Origin of the sequence: Streptomyces sp. NPDC014676 (genome assembly GCF_043084105.1) — a bacterium.
In the GTDB taxonomy this organism is placed as follows: Bacteria; Actinomycetota; Actinomycetes; order Streptomycetales; family Streptomycetaceae; genus Streptomyces.
On sequence record NZ_JBIBZI010000010.1, the window covers coordinates 40,343 to 62,383 of the forward strand.

Here is a 22,041-nt window from a genome sequence, read left to right on the forward strand (position 1 = left end):
CCACGACCTCGTCATGGATCGTCCGCTCGTCGCCGACGGGCCCGAGGGGCTGGACGCCGCGGCCGCCGGCGTCCACGGTTCCCCCACCTCGGTGGCCTGTCTGGACCCCACCCTGACCATCCAGCAGGTCAATCAGGAGTTCGACCGCCGGTTCGGCGGTCCCGCGGAGGAGCTCTGCGGCCGGCCCTTCTGCGACCTGGTGCACCCCAGCGTCCGTCAGCCCCTGATGCGGCAGTTCTCACGCGTGCTGGAGGGCAAGGGGCACCGGTTCGCCACCGAGGTCATCACCGTGGGCCAGGACACCGCGCACACACTCCCGATGACCGCGATGGCGGTGCGCGGCAGCCACATCCCGGACGTCGCCGCGATCTTGGTGATGCTGCCCGCGGCGGACGAGGAGAGCCCGGACTCCGGGGTCGTGGTGCCCCGGAAGAAGCTTCTCAGCGAGGTGGACGCCCGTATCCTCGAAGGCATAGCCGCCGGTGTCTCCACCGTGCCGCTGGCCTCCCGCCTCTATCTCAGCCGCCAGGGAGTCGAGTACCACGTCTCCGGTCTGCTCCGGAAGCTCAAGGTGCCGAACCGGGCCGCCCTGGTGTCCCGGGCCTACTCCATGGGCGTGCTCAAGGTCGGCACCTGGCCGCCGAAGGTCGTCGAGGACTTCATCAAGTGACTCCGGTACCCGTCGGCCGGCACGCGCTCCGCCGGGGCGGCGACGGGTGACCTCTCTCCCCGGCGGGTGGCACGGTGGACTCCATGACCGAACTGAACGGCTCGCCCGCCGACCCGGAGGCGCTGCGGACCCTGGCCCTGACCAACTACGGCCACTTCACCACCATGGCGGTCGAGGACGGCCGGGTCCGCGGACCGGAACTGCACCTGGACCGTCTGGCCCGGGACTGCCGTGTCCTCTTCGACGCGCCGCTCGACCTCGCACAGGTGCGGGCCTGGGCGCGCCGGGCGGTGCCGGCCACGGGCCGGTGCACCGTACGGATCACCGTCTTCGACCCGGCCCTCCACCTCGGCAACATCGCGCAGGACGCGGACCCGCGGGTGCTGGTGACGGCCAGGCCCGCGCCCGCCGCCGGGGCGGAGCCGCTGCGGGTGCGGTCCGTCGTCCACCTCCGGGACCTGCCGGAGGTGAAGGGCGTCGGACTGTTCGGCGTGCTGCGGCTGCGGCGCGAGGCGCGGCGGGCCGGCTTCGACGACGTCCTGTTCACGGACGGCGACTCGACCGTGCTGGAGGGCAGTACCTGGAACGTCGGCGTCGTCCGTGAGGGCCGGGTGGTCTGGCCCGACGGCCGGGTCCTGGCGGGCACCGCCCGCGAGCTCCTGCGCCGCGCCGGGACCGGGACGGGCGCCCGCGTCACGTTGCCCGAACTCGCCGCGTGCGAGGCCGTGTTCGCGACCAATGCCGCCGTCGGGGTGGTCCCCGTCACCCAGGTGGACGACCTCGTGTTCCCCGCCGATCACCCCACGGTGACCGGCCTCGCCGAACGCTACGCGTCGCTCCCGGCCGAGAGGCTGTAGTCCGCACGCACCCCGCCCCGGGGTGCGTGCGCGCCACATGGTTGACATGCGTACATCAAAACGGAACGCTTGAGAGCGCTCTCATTCCCTTCCCCCCACCGACGAAGTCGAACGGAGGCAGAGCATGCTCCGATTGCTCGGACGCCGCATCCTCACCGCGGGGACGGCCATCGCCGCGGTGATCGCCGGCTCACTGCTCACCGCGGGGACGGCCGCCCCCGCCCACGCGGCGGTCCCGGACACCATCCCCCTCAAGATCACCAACAACTCGGGCCGAGGCGACCAGGTGTACGTCTACAACCTCGGTACCCAGCTCTCGACCGGCAGACAGGGCTGGGCCGACGCGAGCGGCACCTTCCACCCCTGGCCGGCCGGCGGCAACCCGCCCGCTCCCGCGCCCGACGCCTCGATCACGGGCCCGGCGGCGGGACAGTCCACGATCATCCGCGTCCCCAAGTTCTCCGGCCGCATCTACTTCTCCTACGGTCAGAGACTCGTGTTCAGACTGACCACCGGCGGACTGGTGCAGCCCGCCGTGCAGAACCCGTCGGACCCCAACCGGAACATCCTCTTCAACTGGTCCGAGTACACGCTCAACGACTCGGGCCTGTGGCTCAACAGCACCCAGGTCGACATGTTCTCCGCGCCCTACTCGGTGGGTGTGCGGCGCGCCGACGGCAGCACGACGAGCACCGGCAGGCTCAAGCCCGGCGGCTACAACGCGGTCCTCAACACCCTCAGGGGACAGTCCGGAGGCTGGGGCAACCTGATCCAGACCCGCTCCGACGGCACCGTGCTGCGCGCACTGTCCCCGCTGTACGGACTGGAGACGGGCGCCCTGCCGGCGTCGGTCATGGACGACTACATCAACCGGGTCTGGCAGAAGTACTCCGGCTCCACCCTCACGGTCACACCCTTCACCGACCAGCCCGGCATCAAGTACTACGGCCGGGTCTCGGGTGACGTCATGAACTTCACCAACGGCTCGGGCGCCGTCGTCACCAGCTTCCAGAAGCCGGACGCCTCCTCCGTCTTCGGCTGCCACCGCAGGCTCGACGCCCCGAACGACCAAGTACGCGGCCCCATTTCGCGCACCCTCTGCGCGGGCTTCAACCGCTCCACGCTCCTGACCAACCCCAACCAGCCCGACTCCGGCTCCGGCGGCTTCTACCAGGACTCCGTCACCAACCACTACGCCCGCGCCGTCCACGCGCAGATGGCCGACGGCAAGGCGTACGCCTTCGCCTTCGACGACGTCGGCAACCACGAGTCGCTCGTCCACGACGGCAACCCGAGCGAGGCGTCCCTGACCCTCGACTCCTTCAACTGACCGGGCCGGTGGCGGCGCGCGGACCGGACGCGCCGCCACCGGACCACCGCAGGACACCGGTCAGCGCGGCGGTACGGGCCGCACGGCCAGGACGGCGATGTCGTCGTCGCTGTCGGCGCCCAGCCCGATGAGCAACTCGTCGCAGAACACGTCGAGCGGCTCCCGGGCCAGCGCCGCGGCATGCCGGCGGAGCCGCTCCATGGCGTCGTCCAGGTGCTCTCCCCGGCGTTCGATCAGCCCGTCGGTGTACAGCAGCACCGTCGCGTGCGCCGGGATCGCGTCCCGGGCCCGGGGGCGGGACACCCGGGGGTTCACCCCGAGCAGCAGCCCCGAGCCGCCCTCCAGATAGCGGGTGCGGCCGTCCGGTTCGACGAGCAGCGGCGGCGGATGCCCGGCGGAGGAGTGCATCAGTTCCCAGGGGCCGTCCCCACGGCCCTTGACCAGGGCATAGATACAGGTGGCGGTGGACTCGGGATAGAGGCTGTGGCTCGCCATGTCCAGGCGGCGCAGAACGGTCTCGGGCGGCTCCTGACGGTCCATGGCGATGCCCCGCAGCATGCTGCGCAGCTGGCTCATGGCGATGGCCGCGTCCAGGTCGTGCCCGGTGACGTCGCCGATGACCAGCGCCGTGTTCCCGTCGGGCAGGAGGAAGCCGTCGTACCAGTCACCGCCGACCTGCGCGGTGGCGGAGGAGGAGGCGTAGCGGGCGGCCAGCCGCAGATGACCGACCTCCGGCAGCCTCGGCAGCAGCGACCGCTGGAGACGTTCGGCGATGTTGCGCGTCTCCTGGTAGAGACGGAGGTTGTCCACGCCCAGGGCGAGACCGCGCACCAGGTCGTGGACCAGCGGCAGATCCTCTTCCGTGAACGGCGTCCCGTGTCCGCGGCGGGCCACCGTGAGGGCGCCGATGATCTGCCTGCGGGCCCGCAGCGGGGCGACGACCGCGCTGTCCGCGCCCATGGTCCGGAACAGCCCCAGGTAGTGGGCGTCCAGGGGACTCGCGACCTGGCTGGGTGACGGCGGCCCGGTGAGCAGCAGCGGGCCCGCCCCGCGCAGCGCACGGGCCAGGGGACCGCGGGCGGCGTCGGACACCGGCGGGAGCCGGCCCTCGTACTCCCCGGGCCGGGGACCGCGGGGCGAGCGGTGGGTGAGGAAGACCCGCTCCACCTGGCCGCTCTCCGTGAACAGGTCCACCGCGCACCAGTCGGCCAGCCGCCGGGTGAGGATCCGGCCCACCCGCTCCAGCCCTTCTTCCAGGTGCGGGGCGTTGCTCAGCGCGGCCGATGTGTCGGCCAGCAGCGACAGCCGCTCCAGCGCGGACCGGTCCGCGTCCCGGCCGGGGTCGCCGGCGGCCGGCGGGAGCAGCCGCTCCGGTTCCTCCTGTGTCAGGGAGCGGGCGCGGCCGGGCAGGTCCGTGGAGGGGCCGGGAACGGCCGCCCGCGGGGCGAGCTGGGCGACGAAGACGGTACGGCCGTCGGCCGTCTCCTGCGGCTGGATGAACAGTCGTACGGGGACCAGCCGGCCGTCGCGGTGCAGCGCGGGCAGCGGCACCGAGCGGCCCAGGATCCGGGGCTGCCCGCTGAGCAGCAGGGACGTGAACGCCGCGACGTGCCGTCTGCGGAGGTGTTCCGGGACGAGGGTGGTGAGCGGACGCCCGACGAGGTCGTCCACGTGCCAGCCGAGCAGGTCCGCCGCCGGCCCGTTCGCCGCGATGATCCGGTTCCGCTCGTCGGCGGCGATCGTCGGAGTCCTGCTCGCCTGCACCTGCCCGGCGTCCCACGCCACCAGTTCCGGGGGACTGGTGCCCGGATCCCCGGGCACCACCGTCCACGCCGTGGGGGGCGCCCCCGCCAGCTGTCCGACGATCTGGTCGAACAGCCACTGGTGGAAGAGACGCTGCCGCGGCAGCGCCGGGAGCGTCAGCAGGCGCTCATCACGGGCGCCCTCCTCGGCCAGGTCGAGCACCGCGCGCAGGGTCTGCACCGACGGCTCGGCGTCCGGCGGCACCGACAGGGGCAGTGAGCGGATCGCCTGCCCGGAGGGCTCCCGCCGCAGCGCGGCCGTCACGGACGCGGTGATCAGCTGGCTCATGTCCAGCGCGACGGCCAGGTCCTTCGGGGGCACACCGAGATCGTGGCCGGCGGCGACGGCCAGGGTCACCTCGCGCAGCAGGGTGTGCCGGTGCTGCTGGGCCGCCGCGTAGAGCGCCGCCGGCACGTCGAGCAGCGTCACCGTCGTTCCCGGGACGGAAGGCGCCGCGGCGGGCTCCCAGCCGTCCGGGCGCCGGGGCGGTCCCTCGGGCCGCAGCTCGAACCACACCGTCTTGCCCCCGGCACCGGTCTCGACGCCCCGCCGGGACGACAGCCCGGCGACCAGCGGCAGACCCTGTCCCGTACCGGCGTAGGGCGGGCATCCGTGCGGCACGAGCCCGCGGTCCGGCCGGCGGTCGCCGACCCGCACATGGACCGTGCCGTCGTCGACGCGGGCCGTCACCTCGGCCTCGGTGCGGGCGTGCAGGACGACGTTGGTGACCAGCTCACTGACCAGCAGCTGAGCCGTGTCCACCAGGTCCGGTGCGGCACCGTCGAGGGCGGCCCGCACGAACCGCCGGGCCTCCGCCACGCTCCCCGGCACCGGAGGGAACCGACGCGACGGTGTCCCGCGGGCATCGAGGTCGGCCATGACCTCAGTCTGCCTCACCGGCCCCGGACGTCCCCCGGCCGACACGGTGGAACCCCGCCGGACGTCCTCCCGGGCGGGTCCCGGGCGATCACCGTGACCGGCGGGCCCCATAAGGTGCCTCCATGTCTGCCACGTTGAACGCGGGGAGAACCCGCGCCGCGCTGCGCACGTCGGCGCGCGTCTCCGGTGAGCTGCTGCTGGTCCTGGTGGCGGCGGCGGTGGTGGTGTGGGTGCTGGGCCGGATGTGGTCGGTGGTCTGGCCGCTGATGGTCGGTCTGCTCCTCACCACGCTCACCTGGCCCCCGACCCGTTTCCTGCGCCGGCGCGGCCTGGCCCCCGCGTTCGCCGCCTCCCTGGTGACCGTGCTGTTCCTGCTGGTGGCCGCGGGCACCGCGGCCCTGATCGCGGTACCCGTGGCATCGGAGGCCGGCGAGCTGACCGACGGTGTCGTCGAGGGTGTCCAGAAGCTGCGCGAATGGGCCGCGGGGCCGCCGCTGAACATCGACGACGCCCAGATCGCCGGTGCCTTCGACAGCGCGACCGCCCGCATCCAGGACAGCGCCGGGGCCATCGCCACCACCGCCGTCACCGGCGTGAGCACCGTCTTCAGCGGTGTGGTCACGGCCGTCCTCGCGCTCTTCCTGATGTTCTTCTTCCTCAAGGACGGCCCGCGCTTCCTGCCGTGGCTCGGCCGGCAGCTCCCCGGCCGGCTCGCCACGGACGTGCCCGCCGTCGCCGAGCGGTGCTGGCTCACCCTGGGCTCGTTCGTACGGTCCCAGGCGCTCGTCGGCCTGATCGACGCCGTACTGATCGGCCTGGGCCTGTGGATCCTGGACGTCCCCCTGGTGCTGCCGCTGTCGGTGCTGACCTTCGTGTCCGCGTTCGTGCCCATCGTGGGCGCCCTGTTCGCCGGCTTCGTCGCGGTGCTGATCGCGCTGGTGTCCAACGGCCTGACGGACGCGCTGCTCGTGCTGGCCGTCATCGTCGTGGTGCAGCAGCTCGAGGGCAACGTGTTCCAGCCCATGATCCAGAGCCGCGGTCTCGGACTGCACGCGGCGGTCGTCCTGCTGGCGGTGACACTGGGCGGCAGCCTCTCCGGCATCGTCGGCAGCCTGCTCGCCGTACCGGTGGCCGCGCTGATCGCGGTCGTCTGGAACTATCTGCGCGAACAGCTCTCCGACCCGCCGCCCGCACCGCCGGCCGACGCCTCGTCCGCCTGACCGGCACGCCCACCTTCCGCACCGACAGGAGGCCCCCCCGTGACGTACGACCTCACCGCACTGCGCGCCCGGATTCCCGCGCTGGCCGCCGGCACCGCGCACTTCGACGGCCCCGGCGGCACCCAGACGCCGCTGCCCGTCATCGAGGCGATCGCCGCCGCGCTGTCCCGGCCGCTCTCGATCCGCGGCGACGGCCTGCCCGGCGAGCGCAACGCCGAGACCGTCGTCGTCGAGGCCCGGCGCGCCATGGCCGACCTGCTGGGCGCCGACCCGGCGGGCGTCGTCTTCGGCCGCAGCGCCACCCAGCTCACCTACGACTTCTCCCGCACCCTCGCCGCGACCTGGTCACCGGGTGACGAGGTGGTCGTCACCCGGCTGGACCACGACGCCAACATCCGCCCCTGGACGCAGGCGGCCGAACGGGCCGGCTGCACCGTCCGATGGGCGGACTTCGACCCGGCCACCGGCGAACTGACCGCCGATCACATCCGTGCCCAACTCTCCGATCGCACCCGGCTGGTGGCCGTCACCGCGGCCTCCAACCTGATCGGCACGATGCCCCCGATCGCCGAGATCGCGCGGATCACGCACGAGGCGGGCGCCCTGCTGTACGTCGACGGCGTGCACTACGCCGCACACGCCCCGGTCGACGTCGAGGCGCTCGGCGCGGACTTCTTCGTCTGCTCCCCGTACAAGTTCCTCGGCCCCCACCACGGTGTCCTGGCCGCCCGCCCCGAACTCCTGGAGACACTGCGCCCGGACAAACTGCTGCCCTCCACGGACGTGGTGCCCGAGCGCTTCGAACTGGGCACGCTGCCCTACGAGTTCCTCGCGGGCACCCGTGCGGCGGTCGACTTCCTGGCCGGACTGGGCGCCGGGCCGGGCGGCAGCCGCCGGGAACGGCTCGCCTCGGCGTTCGAGAGGATCGAGGAACACGAGGGCGTCCTGCGCGACCGGCTGGAGAAGGGGCTGGCGGCCCTGCCCCAGGTCACCGTCCACTCCCGGGCGGCCCGGCGCACCCCGACCCTGCTGCTCACCCTCGACGGCCACCGCACCGAGGACGCCTACCGCTTCCTCGCCGGGCGCGGCGTCCACGCGCCCTCCGGCAGCTTCTACGCACTGGAGGCGTCCCGCCACCTCGGCCTCGGCGACACCGGCGGCCTCCGCGTCGGTCTGGCCCCCTACACCAGCGGCGAGGACGTCGACCGGCTGCTGACGGGTCTGTCCGACTTCCTGGAACGGAGGACGGACACACATGGGTGACGACGGCGGTCTCACCTACGGCCCCCGCGGTGCCACCGCCCCGCGGGTCCCGCTCTGGTCCGCCTCCCCGCCCGGGTTCCGCCGGTTCGAGAGGACCGTGACGATCGGACGGGGAGAGGACGTCTGGACCGCCGCCAGGGAGGCGGTGCTGCGGTGGGAGGTCAAACGGCGCAGTGGCTTCGCGGTCGCCCCGGCCGACGGGGGCGGCCTCGGCGTGCGGATGCGCGGACGGTACACCGTCACGGCGGGCCTCGGCCGGTGCGTCGTCCGGGAACCGGTCGAGGTCGTCGCCGTGGTGGAGACCGGGGACCGGTGCGGTTTCGCCTACGGCACCCGCCGGGGCCACCCGGTCAGCGGGGAGGAGGCCTTCATCGTGCACCGGGAGGCCGACGGCCGGGTCCTGCTGACCCTGCGCTCCCTGACCCGGGCGGCGCCGGCGGGCCCCTGGCGCCCGCTCTTCCCCGTTCTCCTGCTGGCGCAGCTCCACGTCCGCGGGCGCTACCTCCGTGCCCTGCGGGACACGGAGGTCAGGAGTACAGGGCCGCGATCTCGTCCGCGTAGGCCTCCTGCGCCGCCTGCCGCCTGACCTTGAGGGACGGCGTCAGAAGTCCGTTCTCCTCGGTGAACTCGCCCTCGATCAGGGCGAAGGCGCGGATGGACTCCGCGCGGGAGACGGCCTCGTTGGCGTAGTCGACGGCCCTTTGCACGTCGGCGCGCATCCGCGGGTCGCGGACGACCTCGGACATCGGGGTGCCGGCGGGCAGTTTGCGCACCGCCAGCCAGTGGGCGACCGTCTCGGGGTCGAGGGTGATCAGCGCGGCCACGAAGGGGCGGTTGTCGCCGACGACGAGGCACTGTCCGACGGGCGGACGGCTGCGCAGCCGGTCCTCCAGGACGGCCGGGGAGACGTTCTTGCCCCCGGAGGTGACGAGGATGTCCTTCTTGCGGCCGGTGATGGTCAGATAGCCGTCCCCGTCGAGGGAACCGAGGTCGCCGGTGGCGAACCAGCCGTCGTCGAGCGCCTCGTCGGTGGCGGCCGGGTCGTTCCAGTACGACCCGAAGACGATGCCGCCCTTGATCCGCACCTCGCCGTCGTCGGCGATGCGGACCGCGGTGCCGGGGACCGGGAGGCCGACCGTGCCGGGGCGGGGGCCCAGCGGCGGGACGACGGTGGCGGCGGCGGTGGTCTCGGTCAGGCCGTAGCCCTCGTAGATCATGATGCCGGCCGCGTAGAAGAAGAGGTTGAGGTCCCGCTCCAGCGGGGAGCCGCCGCTGATGGCGTAGCGCACCCGGCCGCCGAGTTCCTTGCGGACCCGGCGGTAGACCAGCAGGTCGTACAGGGCCCAGGCGGCGTACAGCCCCGGGCCGGGCCCCTTGCCGCGGCCCAGGAACCTGTCGAGGTGGGCCTCGCCGAAGCGGACGGCGACGCGGTGGGCGCGTTCGAAGGAGGCACCCCGGCCGATCCTCTCGGCGGTGGCCCGGCCGGTGTCGTGGATCTTCTCGAAGAGGTAGGGCACGCCGACCAGGAACGTCGGGCGGAACGCCCTGAGCGCGGGCCGGAGTTCGTCGGGCTTGATGCTCGGGAAGTGGCCGGTCTCGATGCGGGCGAGCAGACAGGCGATCTGGATGGTGCGGCCGAGGATGTGGGCGAGCGGGAGGAAGAGCAGGGTCGAGGCGGCCTGGCCGGTGACCTCCTTGAAGACCGGGTGCAGCAGCTCGACCGTGTTGGCGGCCTCGGCGTACAGGTTGGCGTGGGTGAGGACGCAGCCCTTGGGACGTCCGGTGGTGCCGGAGGTGTAGCAGACGGTCGCGACGGTGTCGGGGGTCAGGGTCGTACGGCGCCCGGTGACCTCCTCGTCGGAGACGTCCCGGCCGAGCGCCGTGAGGTCGGCGAGGGCGCCCGTGTCCAGTTCCCACACGCGCGGGGGCTTCGGGTGGGCGGCGGTGCCGGCGGCGACGGCGGCCGTGTTCCGCGCGGTCTCCGTGACGACGTACCGGGCGCCGGAGTCACGGACGATCCACTCCACCTGCTCCGCCGAGGAGGTGGGGTAGACCGGCACGACCCGGCCGCCGGCGGACCAGATCGCGAAGTCCAGGACCGTCCACTCGTAGCGCGTACGGGACATCACGGCGACCCGGTCGCCCGGTTCAAGCCCGGCGGCGATCAGCCCCTTGGCCACGGCGGTGACCTCCCGGGCGAAGGCCGCCGCCGTCACCGGGCGCCAGGTGCCGTGCTCCTCGCGCCGCAGCACCACCGCGTCGGGGGCCTCGGCCGCGTTGGCGAACGGGATGTCGGCCGTGCTGCCGGTGGTCCGCCGCGGGGCCAGGGCCGCCGTACGGGCCTCACGGACGACGCCGTGTCCGTCCCTGACGGTCTCGACCCCGGTCCGGTTCGTCGGACCCGTGCGTCGTGTCGCCCGTTTCAGATCCCTGTGTACGCCCATGACGGCTCCCGGTCGCGGCTGGTGCTGCCGTACTTACTTACTCTGGAGTCAACTTACCCGTGCGTAAGAATCAGTCAATGGGCGGGGTCAGCCCAGTCGGTTCGCCGTGCGGATCGCCTCCGCCAGCCCGCGGATGTCCTCGTCCTCCGTCCGGTTCGCCAAGTCGCCCGCCCGCTCGGAGAGTTCACCGAGGCCGGGGGCGCCCGGCAGCGCGCTGTAGCGGTGGTCGTACGAGCGCAGGGCGTCGGCGAAGCAGGCCGCGATCGCGGTGACCGTCAGACCGCGCCGCGCGCTCCACACGGAGTCGGCGAGACCGTCGGCCTCCAGGTCGCCCGTCTCCTCGTGCGGGGTGCGGCTGTCGGGGTCGAGCCAGCGCACGGTGGCCGTCGCGAGGTGGCCCTCCGCCCCGGGCCGGGTGCGCACGGCGTACAGGGCGGTCACGGTGTGGCCGGGGCCGACCTCGCCGCCGTCCACACGGTCGTCACGGAAGTCCTCGTCGGCGACCCGCCGGTTGTCGTAGCCGACGAGCCGGAACTCGGCGACCGTCTCCGGGTCGAAGGCGACCTGCGCCTTGGCGTCACGGGCCGTCAGCTCGATGTTGCGGGGAAGTTGCTCGCAGAACACCTCGCGGGCGTCCTCCTCGCCGGACACGTACACCGTGTGGCCGTCGCCCTCGTCGGCGAGCCTCTCCATGAGCGCGTCGCCGTAGTCGCTGCCGACACCGACGCCGAACAGGGTGATGCCGTGCTCGCGGCGGGACTCCGCGATACGTTCGAGGATCGCGTCGGCGTCCGTGTCGCCGGTGTTGGCGAGGGCGTCCGAGACGAGCACGACCCGGTTGGTCGCGCCCTCGCGCAGCCCCTCGACGGCGGTCCCGTACCCGGTCTCCACACCTGCCCCGAGGTTGGTGGAGTCGGTCGGCTCCAGGCTGTCGACGGCGTCGTGCACCTCGCCCCGGTTGCCGCCGAGCCGGGTCATCGGCAGGACGGTCTCGGCCTCGTCGCTGAAGGTGACGACGGCCACCGAGTCGTCGTCGCGCAGCCGGTCCGTCATGGTCGCGAGGGAGTCCCGCGCGAGGTCGAGGCGGCCCGGTTCCGCCATCGACCCCGAGACGTCGATGACGAACGTCAGGGCGGCGGGCGGGCGTTCACCGTCCGGATCGGCGGCCCTGGTGGCCAGGCCCACCCGGACCAGCGACCAGTCCTCCTCCTCGGTGCGGGCGCCGTCCACGGTGACCGTGAAGCCGTCACCGTCGGGACGCTCGTAGTCCTGCCGGAAGCTGTTGACGAACTCCTCGGGACGGACGGCCGACGGATCGGGCAGCCGGCCCTCGGCGAGGGTGCGGCGGGCGTAGCCGTACGAGGCGGTGTCGACGTCCAGCGCGAAGGTCGACAGGTGGTCGGGAGCGGGGGCGGCCTCGCGGGAGTCCTGCTCGCCCTCGCCCCGTTCACCGTCGTACCGTCCTCCCGGGCCCCGGTCGGGGGCGGGCAGCGGCGCCGGGCCGTCGCCTCCGCGGTCGTAGGAGGCGTCGCTCGTCCTGGAGTCGCCGTCGCTCCCCGCGCCGCAGCCGCCCACCAGCAGGCAGCCCGCCGCCGCGAGCGCGAGCAGCGCTCCGGCCGGCCGCCGTGTCCCGTGCCACTTCATCGTCCGTGTCCCCTCGGTCGGTTGACATCGACTTCAGTGACTGTGACGGCGCGGCGGGCCGGAACGTGCGGTACGGAGCGTTGCGGGTGAGTCTCGAAGAGGGCACGGAGCGGCCCCGCCGAGACCGGTAGGTGATCCTCCGTTGACCCGCGGTCCCGCGTCCTCGCCGCCGGAACCGTGCCGGACCTGGGCGAGCGGCGCGACCACGGACGTCATGCCGGGTCCTGCGCCGGGCGGACAGCCGAGCCGGGCCGGGGAGTTCCCCGACGCGCCGCACCGGGCGGCGGACGGCGGCACCGCCATCGGCCCCGAGGCCGTCGCCCGACCGCTCACCCGCAGCCGTCCGGACGCCCGGCCGCGGCGGCTCGGCCCGCGTGAACGGGATGTGCCGGCGCTGATGGCCGGGTGACGTGGTGATCGCCGAACGGCGCCGTCCACACACATCCGCACCGTCTCCGCCGAGCTCGGTCCGGCGCCGGCCGGCCGCGCGGACCGCCGGGCCGCGGACGTGCCGCCCTCCCCGGAGGGCGGCACGGCGCCGGATTACGCCGCCAGCCGCTCGGCGAGGGACTTGGCCCTGACGGCGGCGTCGTGGTGGGCGCGCTCGCGGGAGCTCTCGAAGAGCGGGATCAGCTCGGCCATCGCCGGGTTCTGCGCGGCCATGGTCAGCTCCGGGACGATGAAGTCGAGGTCGAGGCCGAGGAAGTCGGTCAGCACCGCCCGCAGATAGTTCTGGACGTACTCGTAGCCCTCGCGCGGGGTGCCCGGCGCGTAGGAGCCGCCGCGACTGGCGATCACGGTGACCGGGGTGCCCTTGGCGGAGGGGTTCTCGCCCGCGGTGCGGCCCATCAGGACCACGTTGTCCAGCCACGCCTTGAGCGTGGAGGGGATCGTGAAGTTGTACATCGGGGCGCCGATCAGCAGCGCGTCCGCCCGCTCGAACTCCTCGATCAGCTCCAGACGCCCGGCGAAGGCGGCGGCCTGCCCGGGAGTGTGCGCGGCGGGGTCCGCGAAGCCCGCCGTGTGGGCGTCGGCGGTGAGGTGCGGAACGGGGTTCGCGGCGAGGTCGCGGTAGATCACGGTGCCCTCGGGGTGCTGCTCCTCCCAGGTCTTGCGGAAGGTCTCCGCCACGGCGCGGGACGCGGAGGCGGACGCCGGGAGGACGGAGGAGTCGATGTGCAGAAGGGTGGCCATCAGGGGTTTCTCCCATGGGTGAGGGGGCGGGGGTGTCACGACGCCGCCGCTGAAGTTTCGTACTCAACTATAGATAACACAGGTACTTACTTTTTTTCACCCCCTTGTGGGGGCGTAGTACCCTGGACGCATGGCGGTCGAGCAGGAGCATGGGGCAGAGGCGTGCAAGAAGGTGGACGGCGGCATCACCCGCGTCTTCCAACTGCTCGGAAAGCGCTGGACCGGCCCGATCGTGGCCGTGCTGGTGGAGCAGCCGGCGTACTTCGCCGATCTGCGCCGGGCCGTCCCCGGCATCAGTGAGCGCATGCTCTCCGACCGGCTGGCGGAACTGGGCGCCGCGGGACTCCTGGTCCGCGAGGTCGACGAGGGGCCGCCGCTGCGGGTCGCCTACCGCCTGACGGAGTCGGGCGCGGCGCTGGGGCCCGCGCTCAGGGAACTCGGCAAATGGGCCGAGACGCATCTGCCCGAGGGTGGGCCCTGTACGGAGCCGACGGGCTGCTGAGGCCGCCGGCCTCGCGGGCTACTCCTCGAACAGCGTCTCCTGCTCGCCCTCCTTGGCCTTCCGCAGCCGCCGGACGCGCGCCCCCACCGCCGTCGTCGTGACCGCCGCGGTCACCGCGAAGGCCGCCGGGATCATCCAGTTCCGGTTGACCGCGTGGCCGAGGGCGTGGTCCAGGGAGAGCCGGCCGGGACCCGTGACGGCGAGTCCGGCGGCCGTCAGGCCCAGGGACGCGGCGTACTCGAAGCCGCCCTCCTGGTTGAAGAAGCCGTTGGGCGCGTGCACGGCGGACGCGCCGGCCATCGCGCCGGCCGCCGCGGCGCCCGCCGCCGGGGTGGCCAGACCGAGCGCGAGCAGCACGCCCCCGCCGGCCTCGGCGAGGCCCGCCGCCGTGGCGCTCGCCCGGCCGGGCACATAGCCGATGGACTCCATGAACTGGCCGGTGCCCTCGAGGCCGCCCCCGCCGAACCAGCCGAACAGCTTCTGCGCGCCGTGCGCCGCGAGCACCCCGCCCGTTCCCAGCCGGAGCAGCAACAGGCCCAGATCGCGTCGGTCGTAACAGGTCACGTCGTCTCCCGGGGCAGTGGCTTGGCCCGACCACCGTCGCACCCCCACCGCCGGTCCGGCGCGCCACCGGTCGCCGTTCGGGTGACGCGGGTGGCGGGCTCCGGCGGCCGGTACGACGCTGGCAGACATGACGATTCAGAGCACCCGTCTCAGCGACCCCGCCGTCCGCGCCTTCGTCACGGCCGTCAACAACCACGACCGGGACGGTTTCCTGTCCTTGCTGGCGCCCGGCGCGACCATGGCGGACGACGGCTCCGAGCGCGATCTCGCCGAGTGGATCGACCGGGAGATCTTCTCCTCCCACGGGCACCTGGAGGTCGACAACGAGTCCGGCGGCGGCCGCCGCCTCCTCGCCCGCTACAGCAACGACACCTGGGGCGAGATGCGCACCCGGTGGTCCTTCACCGTCGACGACGACGGCCGCATCTCCCGCTTCGAGACCGGCCAGGCCTGACCGTCCGGGGCTACCGGGCGGGGCCCTCGTCGTAGGCCCGCCGGGCCCGCTCGACCTCGCCCAGGTGGGCCGCGGCCCACTCGGAGAGGTGCGCGAAGAGCGGCGCGAGGCTGAGGCCCAACGCGCTGATCTCGTACTCGACCCGGGGCGGAACCTCCGGGTGGTACGTACGCACGACCAGGCCGTCGCGCTCCAACTGCCGCAGTCGCTGCGTCAGCACCTTCGGGGTGACGCCGCCGATCCGCCGTTGCAGCTCGACGAAGCGCTGCCGGCCGTACGTGTGCAGCGTCCACAGGACCGGGGTGGTCCACCGGCTGAACACGATGTCCACGACCGGGCTGACGGGGCAGGCGAGTTCCGGGTCGGTCCCGGCGGCCGCCGTCCGTGTCGCGTTCCCCGCCATACGCACTCCTCCGGGATAGTCACTATCTTCTGGGTACCTACTATATCGACGCTGTTAGCGTCCTCACCACACCGAGACAACAGGGGAGTTGTTCATGTTCGTGGTGACCGGGGCAACCGGAAACGTAGGCCGGGAACTCGTCCGCACCCTCGCGGCGGACGGTGAGCGGGTGACCGCCACCTCCAGGGCGGTCTCGGCCGCCGACGTACCGGAGGGTGTACGGCATCTGCGCGCGGACCTCACCGACGCCGACAGTCTGCGCGAGGTCTTCGCCGGCGCCGACGCGCTGTTCCTGCAGAACGGCGGAGCCAGTGCGCATCTGCTGGACCCGCACGGCATCCTCGATGCCGCCAAGACCGCCGGAATCGGGCGCGTCGTCCTGCTGTCCTCGCAGGGAGTCGTCACCCGGCCGGAGTCGGCGTCGCACGGCCGGGTGGCGCGGGCCATCGAGGACGCCGTACGGCAGTCGGGCCTGGACTGGACGGTCCTGCGCCCCGGCGGCTTCCACTCCAACGCCCTCGCCTGGGCCGAAGCGGTGCGCACCCGGCGGACCGTCGCCGCGCCGTTCGGCGATGTAGGCCTGCCCACGATCGACCCGGCCGACATCGCCGATGTGGCCGCGGTGACCTTGCGCGGGGCGGAACACCACGGCCGCGCCTACGAGTTGACCGGCCCCGCCCTCACCACGCCCCGGCAGCGGGCCGAGGCGATCGGCGAGGCGGTCGGCGAACCGGTGCGCTTCGTGGGGCAGACCCGGGACGAGGCCCGGGCGCAGATGCGGCAGTTCATGCCCGAGGAGGTGGTCGACACCACGCTCGACATCCTGGGCGCCCCCACCCCCGGGGAACTCCGGTCCGGCCTCGGCGTCGAGGACGTCACCGGCCGTTCGCCGCGCACCTTCGCCGACTGGGCACGACGCCACGCCGCGCTGTTCCGGTAGGACCGGCGGGCGCCGGACGCCGGCGCGGTGAGGGGTCACGGAGAGTGGTGGAGGGCCGTGAAGGGGAGACGTTCCCTCCACGGCCCCTCACACCGCCGACGGGCCGGAGGTGAGTGGCTCGGCTCACATGGCGTACCGGACCCGCCACCGACACGATGGTCCTTGTCACCGGCAGGCTGAAGGGATCGAGAATGTTCCGCAAGGTGCTGGTCGCCAACCGCGGCGAGATCGCGATCCGTGCGTTCCGCGCGGGCTACGAACTGGGCGCCCGAACCGTCGCCGTCTTCCCGCACGAGGACCGCAACTCGCTGCACCGCCTGAAGGCCGACGAGGCGTACGAGATCGGCGAGCCGGGACATCCGGTGCGGGCCTACCTCTCCGTCGAGGAGATCGTCCGCGCCGCACGCCGCGCGGACGCCGACGCCGTCTACCCGGGCTACGGATTCCTGTCCGAGAACCCCGAACTGGCCAGGGCCTGCGAAGAGGCCGGCATCACCTTCGTCGGACCCGGCGCCGACATCCTGGAACTGACCGGCAACAAGGCGCGCGCCGTGGCCGCCGCCCGCGAGGCCGGCGTACCGGTGCTCGGCTCCTCGGCGCCCTCCACCGACGTCGACGAACTCGTCCGTGCCGCCGACGGCATCGGCTTCCCCGTGTTCGTCAAGGCGGTCGCCGGCGGCGGCGGACGCGGCATGCGCCGCGTCGAGGACCCCGACCGGCTCAGAGAGGCCGTCGAGGCGGCCTCCCGGGAGGCGGCGTCCGCGTTCGGCGACCCCACGGTGTTCCTGGAGAAGGCCGTCCTCGAACCCCGCCACATCGAGGTGCAGATCCTCGCCGACGGACAGGGCGACGTCATCCACCTGTTCGAGCGGGACTGCTCGGTGCAGCGCCGCCACCAGAAGGTGATCGAACTCGCGCCCGCGCCCAACCTCGACCCGGAACTGCGCGACCGCATCTGCGCCGACGCGGTGAACTTCGCCCGGCGGATCGGCTACCGCAACGCCGGCACGGTGGAGTTCCTCCTCGACCGGGACGGCAACCACGTCTTCATCGAGATGAACCCGCGCATCCAGGTCGAGCACACGGTCACCGAGGAGGTCACCGACGTCGACCTGGTGCAGGCACAGCTGCGCATCGCCGCCGGCGAGACGCTCGCCGACCTCGGCCTGTCCCAGGAGACCGTCACCCTGCGCGGCGCCGCGCTGCAGTGCCGTATCACCACCGAGGACCCCGCCAACGGCTTCCGCCCCGACACCGGCCGGATCAGCGCCTACCGCTCGCCCGGCGGCTCCGGCATCCGCCTGGACGGCGGAACCACCCACGCCGGTACGGAGATCAGCGCCCACTTCGACTCGATGCTGGTGAAACTCACCTGCCGGGGCCGGGACTTCGGCGCCGCGGTGGGCCGGGCCCGGCGAGCGGTGGCCGAGTTCCGTATCCGCGGCGTCGCCACCAACATCCCCTTCCTGCAGGCGGTCCTGGACGATCCGGACTTCCAGGCCGGACACGTCACCACGTCCTTCATCGAGCAGCGCCCGGAGCTGCTCACCGCCCGCCACTCCGCCGACCGCGGCACCAAGCTGCTCACCTACCTCGCCGACGTCACGGTGAACAAGCCGCACGGCGAGCGGCCCCGGCTCATCGACCCGCTCACCAAGCTGCCGCCGCTGCCCGCCGGTGAACCGCCGGCCGGCTCCCGGCAGCGGCTCGCCGAACTCGGCCCCGACGGCTTCGCCCGCCGGCTGCGCGACGCGCCGGCCACCGGCGTCACCGACACCACCTTCCGCGACGCCCACCAGTCGCTGCTCGCCACCCGCGTCCGCACCAAGGACCTGCTCGCCGTCGCCCCCGTGGTGGCGCGCACCCTGCCCCAGCTGCTCTCCCTGGAGTGCTGGGGCGGCGCCACGTACGACGTCGCCCTGCGCTTCCTCGCCGAGGACCCCTGGGAGCGGCTGGCCGCGCTGCGGGAGGCCGTGCCCAACATCTGCCTCCAGATGCTGCTGCGCGGCCGCAACACCGTCGGCTACACCCCGTACCCGACCGAGGTGACCGACGCCTTCGTGCAGGAGGCGGCGGCGACCGGCATCGACATCTTCCGCGTCTTCGACGCGCTCAACGACGTCTCGCAGATGCGGCCCGCCATCGACGCCGTACGCGAGACCGGCACGGCCGTCGCCGAGGTGGCCCTGTGCTACACCGCCGACCTGTCCGACCCGTCCGAACGGCTCTACACCCTCGACTACTACCTGCGCCTGGCCGAGCGGATCGTCGAGGCGGGCGCGCACGTCCTGGCCGTCAAGGACATGGCCGGACTGCTGCGGGCCCCCGCCGCGGCGACCCTCGTGTCGGCCCTGCGCCGGGAGTTCGACCTGCCGGTCCACCTGCACACCCACGACACCGCAGGCGGCCAGCTCGCCACCTACCTCGCCGCGATCCAGGCCGGCGCGGACGCGGTCGACGGAGCCGTGGCCTCCATGGCGGGCACCACCTCCCAGCCCTCCCTGTCGGCGATCGTCGCCGCGACCGACCACTCCGAGCGCCCCACCGGACTGGACCTGACGGCCGTCGGCGACCTGGAGCCCTACTGGGAGAGCGTCCGCAGGGTCTACGCCCCCTTCGAGGCCGGCCTGGCCTCGCCGACCGGCCGCGTCTACCACCACGAGATCCCCGGCGGGCAGCTCTCCAACCTGCGCACCCAGGCGATCGCGCTGGGTCTCGGCGACCGCTTCGAGGACATCGAGGCGATGTACGCCGCCGCCGACCGGATGCTCGGCCGCCTGGTGAAGGTCACCCCCTCGTCGAAGGTGGTCGGCGACCTGGCCCTGCACCTGGTGGGCGCGGGCGTCTCCCCGGAGGACTTCGAGGAGGAGCCGGACCGGTTCGACATCCCGGACTCCGTCATCGGCTTCCTGCGCGGCGAGCTGGGCACCCCGCCCGGCGGCTGGCCCGAGCCGTTCCGCAGCAAGGCCCTGCGGGGCCGCGCCGAACCCAAGCCGGTACAGGAGCTGACCGCCGACGACCGCGCCGGCCTGGCGAAGGACCGCCGGCCGACCCTCAACCGCCTCCTCTTCCCCGGCCCCACCCGGGAGTTCGAGACGCACCGCCAGTCCTTCGGCGACACCAGCGTCCTGGACAGCAAGGACTTCTTCTACGGGCTGCGCCCCGGTACGGAGTACAGCGTCGACCTCGACCCCGGTGTGCGGCTGCTCATCGAGCTGCAGGCGGTGGGCGACGCCGACGAGCGGGGCATGCGCACCGTGATGTCCACCCTGAACGGCCAGTTGCGGCCGATCCAGGTCCGCGACCGGGCGGCGGCCTCCGACGTCCCGGCCACCGAGAAGGCCGACCGCGGCGACCCCGGCCATGTCGCGGCCCCGTTCGCCGGTGTGGTGACCCTCGCGGTCGCCGAGGGCGACGAGGTGGCGGCCGGCGCCACGGTGGCCACGATCGAGGCGATGAAGATGGAGGCCGCGATCACCGCCCCGAAGTCCGGCACGGTCGCCCGGCTGGCCATCAACCGCGTCCAGCAGGTGGAGGGCGGCGACCTGCTGGTGGAACTCGGCTGAGCGGGGAGCCGGCTCGGCTGTTCCGGTGCACGGAGAACGGCGCCGTGCACCGACTGCTGCACCTCGACCGCCCTTTTGGCCGGCTGGACCCGCCCTGCTGGGCGGATCGGGCCGCCGAGGCGACCCGCAGGGTCAGCAGGGTGCTCCCGCCGTCCGTCTGCTGCCAGAGGCGGTCATCGCCTCCGCCGCCCTTTCCCTCCCCCCACTCCCGGCTTCGCTCGAGCGGGAGGTACCCCCACCGTCCCTGGGGGCTTCGCCCCCAGACCCCCATGCGCAGTTCCCCGCGCCCCTGAAGGGGCGCGGGGAACTGCGCGAACAACCACCCACCCGCGCGTCCGGGGTCAAAGGGGCAGCGCCCCTTGAGGACGATGGGGGTTCCCCGCTCGAGCGAAGCCGGGAGTGGGGGAGGGAAGGGACGGCGGGGGCGAGGAATCAGTGGCCACCGGACCGCGCGGCGCGGCGGTGAACCCGGCCCGTTCCGCAGACCGCGCGACGTGAAGTCGCCCGGTGTCTCTGCCGAACAAGCCCGCGCCGGCGAGCTGTGGAACCGTAGATTATGCGTTGGCCAAAACAGCCCTCGAACGACTACGGACGGTACGCATGACCGACCCTGCCGCGGCGCCCGGATCAGCGCAGCAGAAGATCGACACCTCGGTGCCGCACTCGGCCCGGATCTGGAACTACTGGCTGGGCGGGAAGGACAACTACCCCGTCGACGAGGAGGCCGGCGACGCCTACACCGCCGTCTTCCCCGGGATCGTCACCATCGCCCGCAGCAGCCGTGCCTTCCTGCGCCGCAACATCACCTACCTGGCCGGTGAGGCGGGCATCCGGCAGTTCCTGGACATCGGGACCGGACTGCCGACGGCCGACAACACCCACCAGGTCGCCCAGCGGATCGCCCCCGAGTCCCGGATCGTCTACGTCGACAACGACCCGATGGTCCTGGCCCACGCCCGCGCCCTGCTCTACTCCGCCCCGCAGGGGGCGACCGCGTACGTGGACGCCGACGTACTGGACCCCGACCGCATCCTGGAGGTCGCCGCGCAGACGCTGGACTTCAAGCGTCCCACCGCTCTCATCCTCAGCAACATCCTGGGCCACATAGCCGACTACGACCAGGCGCGTTCCATTGTCACCCGGCTGATGGCCGCGCTGCCGTCCGGCAGCTACCTCTCCGTCAACGACGGCTCGCGGGGCGTCGACCCCGTCTTCGAGCGGGCCCAGGACGCCTACAACGAGAGCGGCGCCGTGCCCTACAACCTGCGCACCGTCGACCAGATCACGGCGTACTTCGAGGGCCTGGACCTCGTCGATCCCGGCGTCGTCTCCGTCCCGCTGTGGCGCCCGGACAGCGACACCCCCGCCCCGGAACCCATCGGCGAGCACGGCGGTCTCGCCCGCAAGCCGTGACGTAATTCGCTGGACAACACCGGTTCCGGCGGCGAGCGTTGACGGAATGGAACAAGAGGACATCTGGGACGCCGACGTCGCCCGGCGCTATGACACGCCCGGCACCGGGATGTTCGCGCCCGAGGTGCTGGAGCCGACCGTGGACCGCCTCGCCCGGCTCGCCGAGGGCGGGGCGGCGCTCGAGTTCGCCATCGGCACGGGCCGGGTGGCCGTTCCGCTCGCGGGGCGCGGAGTACCCGTCACCGGCATCGAGTTGTCCCCGCCGATGGTGGAGCGACTGCGCACCAAGGCCGACGAGGCGACGATCCCCGTGATCATCGGGGACATGGCGACCACGGCCGCCCCCGGTGAGTACACCCTGGTCTACCTCGTCTTCAACACCATCTCCAATCTGCTCACCCAGGACGAGCAGGTCGAGTGCTTCCGCAACGCCGCCCGCCACCTCGTCCCCGGCGGGCGGTTCGTGATCGAACTCTGGGTCCCCGAACTGCGCGAGCTCCCACCGGGCCGGACGGCCACGGTCTGGCACTCCGAGTCCGGGTACATCGGCCTGGACACCTACGACACCCTGCGCCAGCACATCGTGTCGCACCACTTCCACTTCAACGACAGCCGGCGGGCGGAGCTGTTCCGCAGCCCGCACCGCTACATCTGGCCGGCCGAACTCGACCTCATGGCCCGGCTGGCCGGTTTCGAGCTGGAATCCAGGCACGCGGACTGGGACGGCGCCGCGTTCACCGCCGAGTCGCGCTCCCACGTCTCCGTCTACCGCCTCCCGACCGCGCCGTAACCGCGCACCGGTTCCACAGCGCACCCATTACATCGATGAATACTGCCCACCGGAAGGACTTTGAACTCATCGAGTACAAAGTCTGGACGAGTTGAGCAGAAGTCT

General features: G+C 72.9%; 19 protein-coding genes. 13 read left to right on the forward strand and 6 right to left on the reverse strand.

Going from position 1 to position 22,041, the window contains the following annotated elements; genetic code table 11:
• The first annotated feature begins 13 nt into the window (after window positions 1-13).
• From ACF1DX_RS25985 to ACF1DX_RS25995, 3 genes are all read left to right on the forward strand, one after another.
• On the forward strand, window positions 14-670 hold the full coding sequence (locus tag ACF1DX_RS25985; RefSeq protein WP_391793545.1) for a PAS domain-containing protein: 657 nt from the start codon (window positions 14-16) through the stop codon (window positions 668-670).
• A gap of 83 nt (window positions 671-753) precedes the next feature.
• Window positions 754-1,527 (forward strand): aminotransferase class IV, encoded by a 774-nt coding sequence (locus ACF1DX_RS25990; RefSeq protein WP_391793546.1) that lies wholly within the window; start codon window positions 754-756, stop codon window positions 1,525-1,527.
• A 124-nt stretch (window positions 1,528-1,651) separates the two neighbouring features.
• On the forward strand, window positions 1,652-2,857 hold the full coding sequence (locus ACF1DX_RS25995; RefSeq protein WP_391793547.1) for a glycoside hydrolase family 64 protein: 1,206 nt from the start codon (window positions 1,652-1,654) through the stop codon (window positions 2,855-2,857).
• A gap of 60 nt (window positions 2,858-2,917) precedes the next feature.
• Here ACF1DX_RS25995 and ACF1DX_RS26000 read toward each other — a convergent pair whose 3' ends face one another.
• A complete protein-coding gene (locus tag ACF1DX_RS26000) occupies window positions 2,918-5,539 on the reverse strand; it encodes a SpoIIE family protein phosphatase (RefSeq protein ID WP_391793548.1) in 2,622 nt (873 codons plus the stop codon).
• 122 nt (window positions 5,540-5,661) lie between these two features.
• Between ACF1DX_RS26000 and ACF1DX_RS26005 the strand changes: the two genes are divergently transcribed.
• From ACF1DX_RS26005 to ACF1DX_RS26015, 3 genes are read left to right on the forward strand one after another with little or no spacing between them, the layout of a single operon-like run.
• A complete protein-coding gene (locus ACF1DX_RS26005; RefSeq protein WP_391793549.1) occupies window positions 5,662-6,759 on the forward strand; it encodes an AI-2E family transporter in 1,098 nt (365 codons plus the stop codon).
• Window positions 6,760-6,798: 39 nt separating this feature from the next.
• Entirely contained in the window at window positions 6,799-8,022 is a 1,224-nt protein-coding gene (locus ACF1DX_RS26010) for a cysteine desulfurase-like protein (RefSeq protein ID WP_391793550.1), read from the forward strand.
• Window positions 8,015-8,608 carry a DUF1990 family protein gene (locus ACF1DX_RS26015; protein WP_391793551.1) on the forward strand — a complete coding sequence of 198 codons (594 nt, stop codon included), beginning with the start codon at window positions 8,015-8,017 and terminating at the stop codon, window positions 8,606-8,608. Before ACF1DX_RS26010 ends, ACF1DX_RS26015 begins: the two co-directional genes overlap by 8 nt.
• On the opposite strand, the gene ACF1DX_RS26020 is transcribed toward ACF1DX_RS26015, so the two are convergent.
• Both ACF1DX_RS26020 and ACF1DX_RS26025 read right to left on the reverse strand, forming a co-directional pair.
• Entirely contained in the window at window positions 8,550-10,466 is a 1,917-nt protein-coding gene (locus tag ACF1DX_RS26020) for an AMP-dependent synthetase/ligase (protein ID WP_391793552.1), read from the reverse strand. The genes ACF1DX_RS26015 and ACF1DX_RS26020 overlap by 59 nt on opposite strands.
• A gap of 87 nt (window positions 10,467-10,553) precedes the next feature.
• Complete coding sequence (locus ACF1DX_RS26025; protein ID WP_391793553.1) at window positions 10,554-12,110, reverse strand: von Willebrand factor type A domain-containing protein; 1,557 nt, start codon at window positions 12,108-12,110, stop codon at window positions 10,554-10,556.
• Between the two features lie 214 nt (window positions 12,111-12,324).
• Between ACF1DX_RS26025 and ACF1DX_RS26030 the strand changes: the two genes are divergently transcribed.
• On the forward strand, window positions 12,325-12,519 hold the full coding sequence (locus ACF1DX_RS26030; RefSeq protein ID WP_391793554.1) for a hypothetical protein: 195 nt from the start codon (window positions 12,325-12,327) through the stop codon (window positions 12,517-12,519).
• A gap of 134 nt (window positions 12,520-12,653) precedes the next feature.
• On the opposite strand, the gene ACF1DX_RS26035 is transcribed toward ACF1DX_RS26030, so the two are convergent.
• Window positions 12,654-13,304: an FMN-dependent NADH-azoreductase gene (locus tag ACF1DX_RS26035; RefSeq protein ID WP_391793555.1), complete on the reverse strand. Its 651-nt coding sequence runs from the start codon at window positions 13,302-13,304 to the stop codon at window positions 12,654-12,656.
• A gap of 130 nt (window positions 13,305-13,434) precedes the next feature.
• Between ACF1DX_RS26035 and ACF1DX_RS26040 the strand changes: the two genes are divergently transcribed.
• Window positions 13,435-13,806 carry a winged helix-turn-helix transcriptional regulator gene (locus ACF1DX_RS26040; protein ID WP_391793556.1) on the forward strand — a complete coding sequence of 124 codons (372 nt, stop codon included), beginning with the start codon at window positions 13,435-13,437 and terminating at the stop codon, window positions 13,804-13,806.
• Between the two features lie 18 nt (window positions 13,807-13,824).
• On the opposite strand, the gene ACF1DX_RS26045 is transcribed toward ACF1DX_RS26040, so the two are convergent.
• Entirely contained in the window at window positions 13,825-14,370 is a 546-nt protein-coding gene (locus ACF1DX_RS26045) for a DoxX family protein (RefSeq protein WP_391793557.1), read from the reverse strand.
• A 127-nt stretch (window positions 14,371-14,497) separates the two neighbouring features.
• Here ACF1DX_RS26045 and ACF1DX_RS26050 point away from each other — a divergent pair, with 127 nt between their 5' ends.
• Window positions 14,498-14,824 carry a nuclear transport factor 2 family protein gene (locus tag ACF1DX_RS26050; RefSeq protein WP_391793558.1) on the forward strand — a complete coding sequence of 109 codons (327 nt, stop codon included), beginning with the start codon at window positions 14,498-14,500 and terminating at the stop codon, window positions 14,822-14,824.
• Between the two features lie 10 nt (window positions 14,825-14,834).
• On the opposite strand, the gene ACF1DX_RS26055 is transcribed toward ACF1DX_RS26050, so the two are convergent.
• Complete coding sequence (locus tag ACF1DX_RS26055; RefSeq protein ID WP_391793559.1) at window positions 14,835-15,227, reverse strand: winged helix-turn-helix transcriptional regulator; 393 nt, start codon at window positions 15,225-15,227, stop codon at window positions 14,835-14,837.
• A 94-nt stretch (window positions 15,228-15,321) separates the two neighbouring features.
• On the opposite strand from ACF1DX_RS26055, the gene ACF1DX_RS26060 reads away from it, so the two are divergent.
• The 4 genes from ACF1DX_RS26060 to ACF1DX_RS26075 all read left to right on the forward strand — a co-directional run bounded on the left by ACF1DX_RS26060 (window position 15,322) and on the right by ACF1DX_RS26075 (window position 21,936).
• The gene (locus ACF1DX_RS26060) at window positions 15,322-16,167 is read left to right on the forward strand and encodes an SDR family oxidoreductase (RefSeq protein WP_391793560.1); all 846 of its coding nucleotides are present in this window, start codon (window positions 15,322-15,324) and stop codon (window positions 16,165-16,167) included.
• Between the two features lie 191 nt (window positions 16,168-16,358).
• Entirely contained in the window at window positions 16,359-19,733 is a 3,375-nt protein-coding gene (locus ACF1DX_RS26065; RefSeq protein WP_391793561.1) for a pyruvate carboxylase, read from the forward strand.
• A 600-nt stretch (window positions 19,734-20,333) separates the two neighbouring features.
• Window positions 20,334-21,146: an SAM-dependent methyltransferase gene (locus tag ACF1DX_RS26070; RefSeq protein WP_391793562.1), complete on the forward strand. Its 813-nt coding sequence runs from the start codon at window positions 20,334-20,336 to the stop codon at window positions 21,144-21,146.
• A 46-nt stretch (window positions 21,147-21,192) separates the two neighbouring features.
• Window positions 21,193-21,936: a class I SAM-dependent DNA methyltransferase gene (locus tag ACF1DX_RS26075; protein WP_391793563.1), complete on the forward strand. Its 744-nt coding sequence runs from the start codon at window positions 21,193-21,195 to the stop codon at window positions 21,934-21,936.
• Window positions 21,937-22,041 lie beyond the last annotated feature (105 nt).

What these genes read in the sequence shown, in the direction of transcription:
- ACF1DX_RS25995 (WP_391793547.1), top strand. Translation starts at nt 1,652, where the DNA reads ATGCTCCGATTGCTCGGACGCCGCATCCTCACCGCGGGGACGGCCATC.
- ACF1DX_RS26020 (WP_391793552.1), bottom strand. Translation starts at nt 10,466, where the DNA reads ATGGGCGTACACAGGGATCTGAAACGGGCGACACGACGCACGGGTCCG.
- ACF1DX_RS26000 (WP_391793548.1), bottom strand. Translation starts at nt 5,539, where the DNA reads ATGGCCGACCTCGATGCCCGCGGGACACCGTCGCGTCGGTTCCCTCCG.
- ACF1DX_RS26065 (WP_391793561.1), top strand. Translation starts at nt 16,359, where the DNA reads ATGTTCCGCAAGGTGCTGGTCGCCAACCGCGGCGAGATCGCGATCCGT.
- ACF1DX_RS26025 (WP_391793553.1), bottom strand. Translation starts at nt 12,110, where the DNA reads ATGAAGTGGCACGGGACACGGCGGCCGGCCGGAGCGCTGCTCGCGCTC.
- ACF1DX_RS26005 (WP_391793549.1), top strand. Translation starts at nt 5,662, where the DNA reads ATGTCTGCCACGTTGAACGCGGGGAGAACCCGCGCCGCGCTGCGCACG.
- ACF1DX_RS26055 (WP_391793559.1), bottom strand. Translation starts at nt 15,227, where the DNA reads ATGGCGGGGAACGCGACACGGACGGCGGCCGCCGGGACCGACCCGGAA.
- ACF1DX_RS26040 (WP_391793556.1), top strand. Translation starts at nt 13,435, where the DNA reads ATGGCGGTCGAGCAGGAGCATGGGGCAGAGGCGTGCAAGAAGGTGGAC.
- ACF1DX_RS26070 (WP_391793562.1), top strand. Translation starts at nt 20,334, where the DNA reads ATGACCGACCCTGCCGCGGCGCCCGGATCAGCGCAGCAGAAGATCGAC.
- ACF1DX_RS26075 (WP_391793563.1), top strand. Translation starts at nt 21,193, where the DNA reads ATGGAACAAGAGGACATCTGGGACGCCGACGTCGCCCGGCGCTATGAC.
- ACF1DX_RS26015 (WP_391793551.1), top strand. Translation starts at nt 8,015, where the DNA reads ATGGGTGACGACGGCGGTCTCACCTACGGCCCCCGCGGTGCCACCGCC.
- ACF1DX_RS26035 (WP_391793555.1), bottom strand. Translation starts at nt 13,304, where the DNA reads ATGGCCACCCTTCTGCACATCGACTCCTCCGTCCTCCCGGCGTCCGCC.
- ACF1DX_RS26030 (WP_391793554.1), top strand. Translation starts at nt 12,325, where the DNA reads ATGCCGGGTCCTGCGCCGGGCGGACAGCCGAGCCGGGCCGGGGAGTTC.
- ACF1DX_RS25985 (WP_391793545.1), top strand. Translation starts at nt 14, where the DNA reads ATGGATCGTCCGCTCGTCGCCGACGGGCCCGAGGGGCTGGACGCCGCG.
- ACF1DX_RS26050 (WP_391793558.1), top strand. Translation starts at nt 14,498, where the DNA reads ATGACGATTCAGAGCACCCGTCTCAGCGACCCCGCCGTCCGCGCCTTC.
- ACF1DX_RS25990 (WP_391793546.1), top strand. Translation starts at nt 754, where the DNA reads ATGACCGAACTGAACGGCTCGCCCGCCGACCCGGAGGCGCTGCGGACC.
- ACF1DX_RS26060 (WP_391793560.1), top strand. Translation starts at nt 15,322, where the DNA reads ATGTTCGTGGTGACCGGGGCAACCGGAAACGTAGGCCGGGAACTCGTC.